The organism is Cohnella terricola (assembly GCF_007786475.1).
GTDB classification, from domain to species: domain Bacteria; phylum Bacillota; class Bacilli; order Paenibacillales; family Paenibacillaceae; genus Cohnella; species Cohnella terricola.
This window is the reverse complement of record NZ_VNJJ01000002.1, coordinates 208,940-223,479: the sequence shown is the minus strand read 5'-3', so window position 1 is coordinate 223,479 and position 14,540 is coordinate 208,940. Positions and strand designations below refer to the sequence as shown.

Genomic DNA, 14,540 nt, shown 5'->3' with positions numbered 1-14,540 from the left:
TTACTTAACCTCCCTTTCTATTTCGATACCATCTATCAAACGTTCTCTGTCTATGAAAAACTCTCTCACCTCAGGCCAGTTATTCACTCTAACGTACCCGGTTTCCAAAATATTGTGGGGCGCAGTGTAAAGAATGCCTTTCCCTCGAAAACGATCAAGCTGTTTTACATTGTCATCAATTAAATAATCAGCGTGAATAATGCTCTTGTTTCCGCAAAAAACAAAATTCATTTGATCAAGAAAGCTAAAGTGTTCAAGTAACCATTCGTATTTGGCTTTAAAGGAAGCCGGAACCTCCATTGCGGCAGTCGTGATATATATTTCATAAAAATGGCTGAGCTCGCGTATGACCTCTTGACTATGTTCGATAACCTTCAGTTCACGAAAGAAATTTTCTTTACCATAGTAGCTTTCTATCTCTCTTGTACGCTGAGGCCTTAATTGTAGCAATGTCTTTCCATGAAGATCCGTTAGATGCAGGTTATCCTGATAATCCCTATTGTACCATTCCAGATGTGTGGCCACAGTATCCGCCATGACTTCATCCATATCAATTGCTATCCGTTTCAAAATAATCTCTCCTACTTTCAACATTGAACTACTCAACAAAACGAAACAATCGGAAATAAACAGTCTACATACCAAAATTGTAGGCGTTTATTGTTTTCATTATTTAAAGTCCATATCAGCGTATTGTAAAACCAACGGAAAAGGCATGCACTTAAGGATATTTATAGTTTTGAGTTGATCGACTCGGCGAAATCGAGGTTGTTCATTTATCGTATAGATCGCGGCAGCTGTCGACAAAACTATCGGAAGAGGAGGGAAATTTGGAAATAGAACGAAAACGCAGCATAAGTAGATCCGTGTATGTTCCTTGGATTTAGCTTCACCTCTCATCGTCAGGCGACGATACGGTTGGCTCCTAAGACGATCTCACGGTTCAAGTAGAAAGTACGGGAATTAACGAACCGAACGAAACCGATGTCGATGGAGGAGCGAATTGGGAAGCTGAACCGCTCCCTGATAATCGATTGTATAATTCACTTTTTGTCTACTGCAAAGTCACTTATTTTCTCTTAACCTCTAATTGGACTGCTTAACTGTAGATAATAAGATACTAATCAAAGATACATTTAACCCATAGCTACCTACATAGCCGTTATAGTAAAGACAAGCTATTACATAAGAGAGGGGATTTCAATGAGAAAAAGAAAGATGCTAGCGGGTGTAATCGCTTTAACCTTGGTACTATCGGCATGCGCGAAAAATGAGGGCAATGAAGGGAAAGCGTCAAACTCGGGAGCGAGCCCAACGGCTTCGCAAAGCGCTGAAGGTACCGCCTCGGCATCGAAAGCTTCGGAGGAAAATCCATTCAAGATGGCAGAGCCTGTTGAAATCTCCATTATTAAATCTGTCGTTCCTGATCTTCAGCTGCCTGCAGGCGAGTCCATCGAGAATAATCACTACGCGGACTATATTGCGGAGAAAACAAATATTCGCTTTAAGGTTTTGTGGTATGCGACAGGAGATGATTATACCCAGAAGCAGAAATTAGCGATCGCTAGCAACGACTTGCCGGATATCATGACCGTTGATGAGACAACGTTTCGTTCTTTGGTTGAAGGCGGGCAGGTTGAAGATTTAACCGAGTATTATAATAAATATGCCACGGATAAAGTGAAGGAAATGTATGGAGTTGCCAACAATCTGCCTTTGGAGAAAGCGACGATAGATGGAAAGCTTTACGCCATGCCGAATATTAGCGTGCTGGCCGACTCGATCAGTATGGCATGGGTAAGACAGGATTGGCTGGATAAGCTAAAGCTGCCGGCGCCGAAAACAGTGGACGATATCGCTACGATCGCCAAGGCTTTTGTCGAGCAAGATCCTGACGGGAACAATAAGAACGATACCATTGGATTGGTAGGCAACAATGTAGATCTATATTCATTCGCTTATACAGGCAGTTATGACTTCACAGGGATTTTCCATGCGTTTGATTCCTATCCCGGCTTATGGTTGAAGGATGAGAACGGGAAGGTTGTATATGGCTCGACAACGCAGGAAACGAAACAGACCTTGGCCAAGCTCAAGGAGATGTACAATAACGGCCTTATTGATAAAGAGTTCATGATCCGTAAAGAACCGAGCCAACTTGTCAACAGCGGCAAAGCGGGACTTTTCTTTGGGCCTTGGTGGACTCCTTGGCCGCTGGGCGACTCCATAAAAGTGGACAAAACAGCAGATTGGAAGCCCTATCTGATTCAAGATTCGCAAGGTAAATATAATACGCATATGGTTCCGCCGACTACGCAATTTCTTGTCGTGAAGAAAGGCTTCAAGCATCCCGAAGCGCTTGTGAAGCATATCAACTTCTACTTGAGTTCCGGTACGGGCGTTAGTGGAGCAAGAGACAAGGCAGAAGAGGAACAACGGTTGGATAACAAATTGTTCCAGCATCTCTATCCTTTGTATACGACATTCGACTATCCTGACGCAGTGGCGCGCAAGCATGACATGCTGAAGAATGCATTGGACGGTCAAATTCCGCTTGAAGAGCTTACTCCGGAAATGAAAGGGCATTATGACAGATGGCAGAGAGACCTTCAAAATCCGAAAGCCGAACCCGGCGACTGGTCTGCTCCTTATGCTTATCTGTATGGCGGCGGCCTTCTGAAGCAAAAAATGGATAAAGAAGTCTATAACGCATTTACGGCGACGACCAAAACGATGAGTCAAAAATGGGCGAATCTCTTGAAGATGGAAAAAGAAGTTTTCTTCAAAATCATTGCCGGCAATAAGCCGGTAGATGACTTCGACAAGTTCGTCGAAGATTGGAAGAAGCAAGGCGGAGATCAGATTATTGCGGAGATCGAGGCGGAATTGCAAAAATAACCAAGAAACGAGGGACGCATGCTACTGCGTCCCTCGTTATAACAAGAAGAGCATGTATGTATAACAGATTGGATGTGGAAATCGATGAAATTCCGGGCTAACCAAGTACATTACCACATGATGTTGCTGCCGGGACTCTTGCTCCTTGTTGTGTTTAGTATCATCCCGATGGCAGGGATTGTCATGGCTTTTCAAGATTTCAAAATAGGTCTCGGCATATGGAGATCCCCTTGGATTGGCTTGCAAAACTTCAAATACTTATTCGAACTGTCTGATAGCAGGGTGATTTTCTATAATACCATTTTTATTGCAGTATTCAAGATCATTGGGAATCTGTTTGTTCCCTTGACATTCGCCATTCTTCTTAACGAGTTAAGGGGGCGTATATTCAAAAGGTTCGTCCAGACCGTCGTTTATTTGCCCCATTTTTTATCGTGGGTTATTTTATCGGGAATCATCGTTGAAATGACCACTACGGACGGCCTAGTCAATCAAGTCGTCAAAGCGTTCGGCGGAGAACCCATTATCTTTCTGGCAAGCAATCAATGGTTCCCCTTTATTCTGATTTCTAGCGATGTATGGAAGGAGTTCGGATTCGGAACGATCATCTACTTGGCTGCGTTAACGGGAATTAATCCTGCTCTATACGAGGCGGCGGTCATCGACGGAGCATCGCGACCGCAACAGATTCGATATATTACGTTGCCGCTGCTCGTTCCTACGTTTATCCTGCTTGCAACCTTAAGCATTGGGAATGTGTTGAATGCTGGATTCGATCAAGTATTCAATTTATATAACCCGTTAGTCTATGAATCGGGCGATATTATCGACACCTACGTCTATCGCGCCGGCCTGATCAATGCCCAATTCGGACTCGCGACAGCTGTCGGCCTTATGAAATCTGTCATTTCATTTCTGTTGATTATTGTATCTTATACGTTGGCATCCCGGTTTGCCAATTATCGCATCTTCTAAGAAGCAGGTGATCTTATGGTCATGAATCGAACTCTATCGGCACGGCTGGCTCAGTATGCATTAGTGATTTTTATGATACTTGTCTTGCTTACTTGTATCATCCCCATCTGGCATACGGTTGCCGTTTCATTCAGCCACAAATCGTATGCCGCAGCCGGCATGGTCGATTTTTGGCCGAAAGGGTTTAATACGATCGCTTATCAGCAAATTATTGCTGACCCCGTGTTCGTTAACTCCTTTTTAGTTTCCGTTAAGAGGGTATTGCTCGGCGGAGGCATTAACTTCCTATTGGCGGTATTAATGGCGTATCCGTTGTCCCGGTCGTCGCAAGAGTTTCGATTCCGCAACATTTATATGTGGTTCCTTGTCTTCACGATGTTGTTCAGCGGAGGCATTATTCCACTGTACATTCTCATGAAAACTCTGGGAATGTTTAACTCGATTTGGGCGTTGGTTCTGCCCGGTGCCGTTCCCGTTTTCAATGTGATTTTGCTGGTTAACTTCTTCCGGAGCATTCCGAAGGATTTAGTGGAAGCCGGTCACATGGATGGGGCGGGCCCCTGGTATATGCTATTTAGGGTGTTTATCCCGATTTCGACCCCCGCATTAGCAACGATTACCCTTTTTAGTATCGTCGGACATTGGAACGCTTTCTTTGACGGACTTATATTTATGCGTACACCGGAGCATTATCCGCTTCAAACGTACATTCAGCAGCTTGTTGTTCAACTAAACACGCAAAATTTAGATTCATCACAAGTAGAGCTATTGTCCAAGCTTTCCAACCAAACGTTAAATGCGGCTAAGCTTGTTGTGGCCATGGTTCCGATTCTAATCGTTTATCCTCTTATTCAACGGCACTTTATACACGGCATTATGCTGGGATCTGTCAAAGAGTAAACCCATACCAAACGACAAGGTGATTGTAAATGACAGTCTTTCATACGGATGGAAACCGATTTGTTATGGACGGGAAGCCGGTCCGGCTCATCTCCGGCGCGATCCACTATTTCAGAATCGTACCCGACTATTGGCTCGACAGGCTTAACAAGCTGAAAGCTTGCGGCTTTAATACGGTTGAAACCTATATTCCATGGAATCTGCATGAGCCTCAAAAGGGGCGGTTTCATTTCGAAGATATCGCCGATGTCGTTCGATTCATTGAGACGGCGGCTGAACTTGGCTTGCACGTTATTATTCGGCCAAGCCCCTATATATGCGCCGAATGGGAGTTCGGAGGACTTCCCTCGTGGCTGTTAGCCGATTCGGACATCCCCCTTCGTTGCGCGCATCCCTCCTATCTGGCTCATGTAGACGATTACTACGACGTTCTAATGCCTCTATTAAAGCCGCTATTATGTACGAACGGCGGCCCGATTATTGCGATGCAGATCGAGAACGAATATGGCAGCTACGGTAATGATTTAAGCTATCTTCAGTATTTGCGGGACTCGATTACAAAACGTGGAATAGACGTATTGCTGGTTACATCCGATGGCCCCGAGGATATTTGCCTTCAGAGCGGCATGATACCCGGAGTTCTCGGGACTGTAAACTTCGGTTCGAATCCAGAAGAGGCATTCGCCAAATTGCAAGAATATCAACCCGATCAACCGCTCATGTGCATGGAGTACTGGAACGGGTGGTTCGACCATTGGGGAAAAAACCATATAACAAGAGAGTCGAAGGATACCGCAGACGTTTTCGACCGGATGCTGGAGATGGGAGCTTCCGTTAACTTCTATATGTTTCATGGAGGAACGAATTTCGGATTTTACAACGGAGCGAACAACCACACTGGGGTTTACGAGCCGATCGTAACCAGTTACGACTACGATGCTCCATTGAACGAAGCAGGCGACCCTACGGCGAAATACTTTGCCATTCGCGAGGTGCTGTCCAAGTATACGGATTTAAGAGATGTCCCGGCACCTGAACCTTCCAAGAAAAAAGCGTATGGCAAGGTTCGGTTATCGGAGCGTGCGGATTTATTCGACAGTCTTCCTCGCTTATCTCAGTCGATCCGACGGATATCCCCCGAGTCTATGGAGAAATTGGGTCAGGATTACGGATTCATTCTGTATTCCACGTTTGTAACCGGACCGAAAAAAGATTGCGAATTGATCATCGAGGATATCCGAGACCGTGCCATCGTGTTCGTGAACGGGACCGAAGCAGGTGTGCTGGAACGGTGGAAACCGACGCAATTGATGCTTGATATTCCGCCTGAAGGCGCTCAAATTCAAATCCTCGTTGAGAATATGGGACGGGTAAACTACGGGCCATATATCAAGGATACCAAAGGGATTACTGGCAGTGTTCGCTTGCAAAGCTTGGGCTGGTGCAATCAGTTTCTTTTCGATTGGGATATCCGTTCGTTGCCCATGAATGATTTAAGCGAGCTGCAGTTTCATTCTCAGGACCATTCAACAACGATGCCGGCCTTTTACAAAGGAACCTTTCAAGTTGCCGAGGCAGCAGATACCTTCCTCGATGTAGAAGGTTGGTCGAAAGGCGTCGCATTTATCAATGGCTTTAATCTAGGCCGGTATTGGAGCGTCGGTCCGCAACGCAGATTGTATGTTCCGGCGCCGCTGCTGCGCCAAGGGCTTAATGAGATTGTATTGTTTGATCTTCACGGCGTTAGTGAGCCGTCCGTCACATTCCATGAAACATCGTCATTAGGGTAAGGGAGATCGGAGGAAAAGAACTTGGATTTCGGAATAAACAAAAATCTGAATACGCAGTCTGTTGCAGGCTTAATCGAGCGAGTGATCGGAGAGGAGCTTGCGAGTAAGGTAATCGTTGAACAGATTAAAGCGGAGAGCGGTCATGACGTGTTTGAAATCGAGAGCCGCCCCGATCGCCTCATCATCAGAGGTTCATCCGGCGTGGCGGCGTCATCCGGATTTTACTGGTATTTGAAGCATGTTTGCAAATCCCATCTCTCTTGGTGCGGTAGTCGTGTTCATGTTCCTTATCCGTTCCCTGAAGTATCGATCCCGGTTAGGAAAGTAACCCCTTATCAGTTCAGATACTACTTGAACTACTGCACGCACTCCTATTCCATGGCTTTCTGGGACTGGGACCGTTGGCAGCAGGAAATCGACTGGATGGCCTTAAACGGCATCAACTTGGTGTTAAGCCTGGTAGGTCAAGAAGAAGCATGGAGGCGAACGTTATTAAAGCTTGGTTATACGGAAGCCGAGTGTAAAGCATTTCTTTGCGGACCTGCCTATTTCGCCTGGCAATGGATGCAGAACATGACCGGTTGGGGCGGCCCTCTCCCCGATTGGTGGTTTACGGACCGCGCGCAACTTGCAACTAAAATACATGAACGCATGTTATCGTTGGACATTATGCCTGTTCTGCAAGGCTACAGCGGGATGGTCCCGAACGATTTCCAACAGAAGTTTCCCGAATCCGAGCCTGTTGATCAGGGAAAATGGTGCGAATTCGAAAGGCCATCCTTACTGCTGCCTAGCGACCCTATGTATCGTAAGGTTGCTTCTACTTTCTATTCCGAGCAATCAGGCCTGTTTGGAAATGACATTCATTACTACAGTACGGATCCTTTCCACGAAGGAGGAAGAACGGAAGGGATTGACTTGACGGCATACGCCCGAGATGTACAAGCGATCATGCGGGAGTATGACGACAAAGCGGTCTGGGTACTTCAGGCATGGCAAGAGAATCCGCATAGCGAAGTGCTTGCCGGACTAGACAAAGACCATGCCCTGGTTCTTGATTTATGGTGCGAATCGCAGCCGGCATGGGTTCAGCGAAATGCATTTGACGGCGCGCCATGGGTATGGTGCATGATACAGAATTATGGCGGCAAGAACGGCTTGTTCGGTAACCTGCGGTTGCTCATGCAAGAACCGGTGAACACGGTCGGGCAATCCGGGTCAGGCCGCATGTCAGGCATCGGGCTGGCGATGGAAGGGATCGAGACGAATCCGGTCGTATACGACCTGATGACGGATATGATCTGGCGAACGGAATCGCCGGTATTGACCGAGTGGTTGGAGGGCTATATCGAACGCCGCTACGGTAAAGTCGTGCCGCAGGCGTTACAGGCCTGGCTCTTGCTTGCGGATAGCGTCTATAACTGCACGACCATTCAGCAAGGGGCGGTAGAATCCATTATTTGCGCTAGGCCTCATCTGGATATTTCCAATGTATCTACGTGGGGACCGACTCAATCCTATTACGATCAAACGAAAATTCAAGCGGCGGCGCGGCTGTTGCTGGAATGCTTCGATGAGCTGCAGGATTCGGAAGGCTACCTCTATGATCTAGTCGATATCACACGTCAGGGACTGGCTGATCTTGCACGGGATTATTACCATGCTTTCGTTGCCGCTTACCGTAGTGGGGAGAAAGAAGATTACGCGATGTGGTCGAACCGGTTTTTGAGCCTTGTGAAATCTCAGGATCAACTGCTCGGTACCCGTAAGGAATTTCTGTTAGGCCGTTGGATTGAGCAAGCAAGGTCTCTTGGCAGAACAACGGAAGAAAAGGAACGGTTTCAATTTAATGCGGTCACGCTAGTCACGTTATGGGGACCGGCAAAACCCGCTCAAAGCTTGCACGATTATTCTCATAGGGAATGGTCGGGGCTTATATCCGGATTCTATTTCCGTAGATGGCAAAAGTACATTGCGTTGTTACAAGAGTCACTAGATGATCATACAGATCCGAATCCGGTTGATTGGTATCAATGGGAGCTCGAATGGACACAAAACCCTGGCGCCTATTCGACTGAACCAAGCGGGAATATTAAACAAATCGTTTCGGATCTTCTCGGAGAGTACTTTGGTTAGAACAATGAAATGGAGGTCGCAGCTTGAATCCAACTCCTGAAAAACCTAATGTCATTGTTTTCTTCACGGACCAGCAGCGATGGGATACGACAGGCGTACATGGAAATCCTCTAAATTTGACTCCGAATTTCGATCGAATGGCCATTCATGGCACGCATATTGATTATGGCTTCACCTGCCAGCCGGTATGCGGTCCTGCTAGATCCTGCTTGCAAACAGGTGAATATGCGACACAAACAGGGTGCTTTACGAACGGGATTCCACTGCCGGAGGACAAGAAAACATTAGCCCATTACTTTCGTGAAGCTGATTATCATACCGCATATATTGGCAAGTGGCATCTGGCTAATACGCGAACGGAGCCGGTTCCAGAGGAGAAACGCGGAGGTTATGAGTATTGGTTGGGTGCAGATACGCTGGAACTCACATCCGATGCCTATGATACCGTCCTGTTCAATCAGGATAATGAGCGAGTTAAGCTGCCAGGCTATCGGGTCGATGCCCTAACCGATGCGGCCATTCGTTATATCGACGAGCAAAAGCAACAAGAGCATCCTTTTTTCCTATTCCTATCTTATTTGGAGCCGCATCATCAGAATCATCGAGATGATTATCCCGCTCCTGATGCCTATTCGGGTGCATATCATTCCAGTTGGGTTCCGCCAGATCTCGCTGCTCTTGGCGGTACGGCTCACCAGCATCTAGGCGGCTACTACGGTATGGTGAAACGTTTGGACGAAGCCTTGGGCCGAGTTCAAGATGCCTTGAAGAGCTTGGATATGACTAAGAACACGATTCTCTTGTTCCTGTCCGATCACGGCTGCCACTTCAAGACGAGGAACGCCGAGTACAAGAGATCGTGTCATGAGAGCTCTATACGAGTTCCAATGGCCATGACAGGACCGGGTTTTACCGCCGGAGGGCGTCTAGAGCAGTTAATCAGCTTAGTGGATATGCCGCCGACCTTGCTAGATGCGGCTGGCATCCAAGTGCCTGAATCCATGCAAGGACGATCGATTCTGCCGCTAGTCAAGCGCTCATCAACGGAATGGCCCGAAGAAGTATTCGTGCAGATTAGCGAGAGCGAAGTAGGTCGTGCGATCCGTACGAAACGATGGAAGTACAGTGTGGTGGCTAAGGATAGAAGTCCGACTGAAGATTCCTGCTCTGCCGAGTACGAAGAGCAATTCCTCTATGATTTGCAGGCCGATCCTTATGAGCTTAACAATCTGGTCGGTTGGGAATCTCACCGCGAAGTATCCGACGAGCTTCGCAGTCGCTTGATTCGTAGAATGATCGAAGCAGGCGAGATAGAACCGGTAATCAAGCCGGCGACTTACCAATAATGAATAGTAGAAGAACCCAGACTCTGGGTTCTTCTTATATACGCGGCGATCACATTTGCGCAGCAAGCCAGATGGCCGCCTAATACCCATAGAACACGAAAGGAGCTTTTGAACTTGGATCAACAAACAAGCCCTTGCTGCGCTGCTCGAAGAACCGCCGATCAACTGGAACACCAGCCGATATCCTTCGCATCTCCTATTTTTACGGAGGGGCGAAGCCCGAAGCCGGAACTGCAGGAAAATATGGTCTTCATCCCCGCTGGATCATTTATTATGGGTACAGATTTGAAGGAGGGGTTCCCCGCAGATGGAGAAGGCCCGCCTCGCTTGGTGCAAGTCGACGCATTCTCCATCTCCGCCTACGCAGTTACGAACGCCCAGTTCCAAGCTTTCGTAGCCGACACGGGATACGTGACCGAAGCGGAACGCTTCAACTGGTCCTTTGTGTTCCATCTGTTTGTCTCGGAAGTCGTCAAGCTTCAGGTGAAAAGCGTACCGCAAGCTACTCCTTGGTGGTACGTCGTGAACGGCGCATATTGGGCAAAGCCGGAAGGTCCTGACTCCGATATCCATGACCGGATGGACCATCCAGTCATCCATGTGTCGTGGAATGACGCGGACGCTTACTGCCGGTGGTCCGGCCAGAGGCTGCCGACCGAAGCGGAATGGGAGTATGCCGCCAGAGGCGGCCTTAAGCAGAAAACTTACCCTTGGGGAGACCTGCTTAAGCCGGATGGAAAGCACCGCTGTAACATCTGGCAGGGCAAATTCCCCATTAAGAACAACGCGAGTGACGGATACGAAGGAACGGCTCCCGTATATGCTTACGAACCGAACGGCTACGGCTTGTACAACATGTCAGGCAACGTGTGGGAATGGTGCGCCGACTGGTTTACGCCTTCTTATCATGTCGAGACTTCGCCAATGAATCCAAGATTCGATCGTCCCACAGGCAGAAGATCTATGCGCGGCGGTTCCTATCTGTGTCACCGCTCTTATTGCAACCGTTACCGAGTGGCAGCGAGAAGCTCGAATACGCCGGACAGCTCTACCGGCAACTGCGGATTCCGGGTCGTACAATCTCATTGACATGACGGAAGGAAGTGCGCGAACCATGCCACGTAAACGTAAAAATATTTTACTCATCACGAGCGACCAGCAGCACTGGAATACCCTAGGATTCCGCAATCCAGAAGTATCGACGCCGAACCTGGATCGTCTCGCGGCGCAGGGGACGACTTATAACCGGGCTTATTGCCCGAATCCGACGTGTACACCGACCCGCTCTTCCATTATTACTGGCCAATATCCGAGCCAGCACGGCGCTTGGTCTCTAGGGACGAAGCTGTCCGAAGATCAGCGTACGGTCGGCGAAGATTTCACGGCGGCGGGCTATCGGACGGCGCTCATCGGAAAGGCGCATTTTCAACCGCTCGTTTCCACGGAGGAATACGTGTCCTACGAATCGTACCCGATCTTGCAAGATCTCGATTTCTGGCGGAAGTTCAATGGCCCGTTCTACGGCTTCCAGCACATCGAGCTAACGAGGAACCATACGAACGAAGGTCATGCTGGACAGCATTATGGGGTTTGGCTGGAAGAGAACGGCTGCGACAATTGGCGCGACTACTACATGAAGCCGGCTGGCTCAATGGATCCGTCGGAACGGCATAAGTGGCGCATCCCGGAGCGGTTCCATTATGACGCCTGGATCGCCGAGCGCACGAACGCGTTGCTGGTAGAATACGCGGACAACGATGAGCCGTTCTTCCTCTGGTCGAGCTTCTTCGATCCGCATCCGCCTTACCTCGTGTCGGAGCCTTGGGATACGATGTACGATCCAGACAAGCTTACGCTGCCTACAGTTACCGAAGGCGAGCATGACGCCAATCCGCCTCACTTTGGGCTGACGCAGCAGACCAACCCGGATTTCTCGGCGTTCCGCGAAACGGGCAAGGGGATGATTGGCATGCACTCCCACGTTCACGACGAGCAGGAATTGCGCAAGGATATTGCCGTCTACTATGGCATGATCAGTCTCATGGATAAGTACATCGGCAAGATTCTCGACCAACTGGAGCGGCTCGGGCTCGCGGACGACACTGTCGTCGTGTTCACATCCGATCACGGGCATGCGTTCGGCCATCATGGCCTTATCGCAAAGGGTCCATTCCACTATGAGGACTTGATCCGGGTGCCGATGATCGTACGACATCCGGAGCAGAAGGTACGAGGACAGGTATCGGATGCGTTGCAGTCGCTTGTCGATTGCGCGCCGACGTTCCTTGGACTTGCGGAATTGCCGATTCCGCGCTCGATGACGGGCATCGACCAGAGTGCGGTGTGGCAAGGCGAGGTAGAACGCATCCGGAACCATATTCTGTGCGAGAACCATCACGAGCCGACATTGATTCATTTGAAAACGTACGTGGACGACCGCTACAAGCTGACTGTCTATTACAACAGGGAGTATGGCGAGCTGTTCGACCTCCAAGAGGATCCGGGGGAGCTGCGCAACCTATGGAACGATCCGCGGGCTGCGGAGCTGAAGTCGAAGTTGATGCTCCGGTTCATCTGGGCGGAGCTTGGCAAGGAACCGATGTGGATGCCGCGAGTGTCGGGAGCATAGAATCCGTTCTATTTCTATAAGTCTTGCAAGTTGCCGCACTTGTGTGTCACAATCCACATAATTGCCAAAGTTGCTTTTTTACGAATTATCGGCGAATTCTTGGGGGCTTGAGATCCGTATGATGATGAAATTTCTGGATGATTTTCTGTTGCCCGGTTCACTTAAAAAACGTCTAGTCATTTTACTGCTTATATGCTCTTTGTCCCCGCTCATCGTAATTGGCGGTATTTCCTACTATTCGATGCACTCCATACTTTCAAACAAGGCAGAACGGGCTGTTCGCGCGAATCTTCAGCAGGTCAGACTTACGTTCGAGAATACTTTCTCCCAGTTGAATCATGCCTCGCAGCTTCTTGCCTTTGATGGACGTGTCGGTCAAAGCTTGGATGCCTATCTCCAGGCCGAGCAATTCGAGAAGAGAGAACGGCAAGAAGAAATTCAAAGCCAATTCAATTTAATCCACTTCACTAATCCTTCGATCGGCCTTATGTTTTATTTTTCTGGAGATACATTGGAACACTTCTTTGAGAACTATTCCGTTAGCAATTTTGACCCTGAAGCTCTGCCTTTGCTGTCCCAATTCACGGGAATAAACTATTATGGCCCTCATAAGTCATTTAACTCCCTAAATGGGGATAACGCTGTTTTGTCCGTCATTCGGAAAGTGGACTTGCCCTCGAAAGGAAATATATATGTCTATATTGAAACTAACTACAAATATGCCGAGAGCATCATAAAGAATGACTTGTCGGTACAGTATTTAATCGTGGATCGAACGGACACTATTGTTTATAGTGAAAATCAGAAGGACTTTCCGCTACATACTAAATATTTTCAAAACGATAAGAAAACCGAATCGCGAAAAAGATATTTGACGTTTGAAGATGTAAGCAATCAAGAATGGAAGGTTATTTCTATCATCGATAGTAAAGTGTACACACAGGAAATTAGCAGCTGGGTGAAGCAATTTACGATATTTGCGATATGCTCCCTTTTGCTAAGCTTTCTGATTGCCTGGATCTTATGGCGCAGTATTTATAAGCCGCTTCAAATCCTATCCAAATCGATCGGACTTATTAAAAACAATAAGCTGATCTATTCGGTCCCCGCTACCCAAATCGTAGAGTTTGATCTCATTCGGGATGAGTTGGAAATGATGAGAAAACGAATTGGGGAATTGATAAACGAGGTTCGCGATAAAGAAAAGAAGAAAGCCCTTCTCGAAATCGAAAAGCTAACCCATCAGATTAATCCGCATTTCCTTTATAATACGCTGGATACGATAAGATGGCTGGCACGTGCGAACGGACAAGCCGAGATTGATACTTTGGTATCCACTCTTAATAAAGTATTGCACTATAACCTTGGCAAAGGCGGTCCTGCAGTTATTCGCGAAGAAATTGAAGCATTGCGCAATTATGTGAAATTGCAAGGGATTCGATATAACTTTGATTTTGATGTTAAAATTTTCGCGTCCGACGACATACTTGAGCTCCCGATCCCCAGATTTTTATTGCAGCCGTTAGTTGAAAATTCACTCTATCATGGGCTTGAGGATAACGGCTCCATTCAAGTTATCGTGGAGAGAGATGGAGAGAGGCATGTCCATTTATTTGTATCCGATAATGGACAAGGGATGTCCGACAAACAGATTCGCCGTTTAACGGGCACAGACGACGGCAATCAAGATAACATGGGTTTGGGGATCGGTTTGAATTATGTATACCGGATGTTAAAGTTCAAGTACGGCGAGGAAGCGGATTTGACGATCGAGAGCAATAACGGAAAAGGAACGTTGATCAAGCTTCGTATACCGATTATGGAACAGTTGCCAAACAGCCTTATGGAACTTGGGGGGTGACACCG

Annotated in this window: 11 protein-coding genes; 9 read left to right on the top strand and 2 right to left on the bottom strand. The window is 47.8% G+C overall.

Going from position 1 to position 14,540, the window contains the following annotated elements:
• Nucleotides 1-570: a 5' nucleotidase, NT5C type gene (locus FPZ45_RS04220; protein WP_144698756.1), complete on the bottom strand. Its 570-nt coding sequence runs from the start codon at nucleotides 568-570 to the stop codon at nucleotides 1-3.
• A gap of 633 nt (nucleotides 571-1,203) precedes the next feature.
• Here FPZ45_RS04220 and FPZ45_RS04210 point away from each other — a divergent pair.
• The 8 genes from FPZ45_RS04210 (at nucleotide 1,204) to FPZ45_RS04175 (ending at nucleotide 12,674) form a co-directional block, all read left to right on the top strand.
• Nucleotides 1,204-2,898 (top strand): extracellular solute-binding protein, encoded by a 1,695-nt coding sequence (locus FPZ45_RS04210; protein ID WP_144698754.1) that lies wholly within the window; start codon nucleotides 1,204-1,206, stop codon nucleotides 2,896-2,898.
• Between the two features lie 84 nt (nucleotides 2,899-2,982).
• Nucleotides 2,983-3,873, top strand: coding sequence for an ABC transporter permease (locus FPZ45_RS04205; protein WP_144698752.1), 891 nt, complete (start codon nucleotides 2,983-2,985; stop codon nucleotides 3,871-3,873).
• Nucleotides 3,874-3,888: 15 nt separating this feature from the next.
• Nucleotides 3,889-4,773 carry a carbohydrate ABC transporter permease gene (locus tag FPZ45_RS04200; protein WP_144698750.1) on the top strand — a complete coding sequence of 295 codons (885 nt, stop codon included), beginning with the start codon at nucleotides 3,889-3,891 and terminating at the stop codon, nucleotides 4,771-4,773.
• 29 nt (nucleotides 4,774-4,802) lie between these two features.
• The gene (locus FPZ45_RS04195) at nucleotides 4,803-6,563 is read left to right on the top strand and encodes a glycoside hydrolase family 35 protein (RefSeq protein WP_144698748.1); all 1,761 of its coding nucleotides are present in this window, start codon (nucleotides 4,803-4,805) and stop codon (nucleotides 6,561-6,563) included.
• Between the two features lie 21 nt (nucleotides 6,564-6,584).
• A complete protein-coding gene (locus FPZ45_RS04190; RefSeq protein ID WP_144698746.1) occupies nucleotides 6,585-8,699 on the top strand; it encodes an alpha-N-acetylglucosaminidase in 2,115 nt (704 codons plus the stop codon).
• A gap of 23 nt (nucleotides 8,700-8,722) precedes the next feature.
• Nucleotides 8,723-10,045: a sulfatase family protein gene (locus FPZ45_RS04185; protein WP_144698745.1), complete on the top strand. Its 1,323-nt coding sequence runs from the start codon at nucleotides 8,723-8,725 to the stop codon at nucleotides 10,043-10,045.
• Between the two features lie 243 nt (nucleotides 10,046-10,288).
• Complete coding sequence (locus tag FPZ45_RS04180) at nucleotides 10,289-11,134, top strand: formylglycine-generating enzyme family protein (RefSeq protein ID WP_144699266.1); 846 nt, start codon at nucleotides 10,289-10,291, stop codon at nucleotides 11,132-11,134.
• Between the two features lie 25 nt (nucleotides 11,135-11,159).
• Nucleotides 11,160-12,674 (top strand): sulfatase family protein, encoded by a 1,515-nt coding sequence (locus FPZ45_RS04175; RefSeq protein ID WP_144698743.1) that lies wholly within the window; start codon nucleotides 11,160-11,162, stop codon nucleotides 12,672-12,674.
• Between the two features lie 256 nt (nucleotides 12,675-12,930).
• On the opposite strand, the gene FPZ45_RS25210 is transcribed toward FPZ45_RS04175, so the two are convergent.
• Complete coding sequence (locus FPZ45_RS25210) at nucleotides 12,931-13,122, bottom strand: hypothetical protein (protein WP_186438225.1); 192 nt, start codon at nucleotides 13,120-13,122, stop codon at nucleotides 12,931-12,933.
• 510 nt (nucleotides 13,123-13,632) lie between these two features.
• Here FPZ45_RS25210 and FPZ45_RS25205 point away from each other — a divergent pair.
• Nucleotides 13,633-14,535: a sensor histidine kinase gene (locus FPZ45_RS25205; RefSeq protein WP_186438224.1), complete on the top strand. Its 903-nt coding sequence runs from the start codon at nucleotides 13,633-13,635 to the stop codon at nucleotides 14,533-14,535.
• The last annotated feature ends 5 nt before the right edge of the window (nucleotides 14,536-14,540 follow it).

What these genes read in the sequence shown, in the direction of transcription:
- FPZ45_RS04210 (WP_144698754.1), top strand. Translation starts at nt 1,204, where the DNA reads ATGAGAAAAAGAAAGATGCTAGCGGGTGTAATCGCTTTAACCTTGGTA.
- FPZ45_RS04205 (WP_144698752.1), top strand. Translation starts at nt 2,983, where the DNA reads ATGAAATTCCGGGCTAACCAAGTACATTACCACATGATGTTGCTGCCG.
- FPZ45_RS04200 (WP_144698750.1), top strand. Translation starts at nt 3,889, where the DNA reads ATGGTCATGAATCGAACTCTATCGGCACGGCTGGCTCAGTATGCATTA.
- FPZ45_RS04195 (WP_144698748.1), top strand. Translation starts at nt 4,803, where the DNA reads ATGACAGTCTTTCATACGGATGGAAACCGATTTGTTATGGACGGGAAG.
- FPZ45_RS04180 (WP_144699266.1), top strand. Translation starts at nt 10,289, where the DNA reads ATGGTCTTCATCCCCGCTGGATCATTTATTATGGGTACAGATTTGAAG.
- FPZ45_RS04175 (WP_144698743.1), top strand. Translation starts at nt 11,160, where the DNA reads ATGCCACGTAAACGTAAAAATATTTTACTCATCACGAGCGACCAGCAG.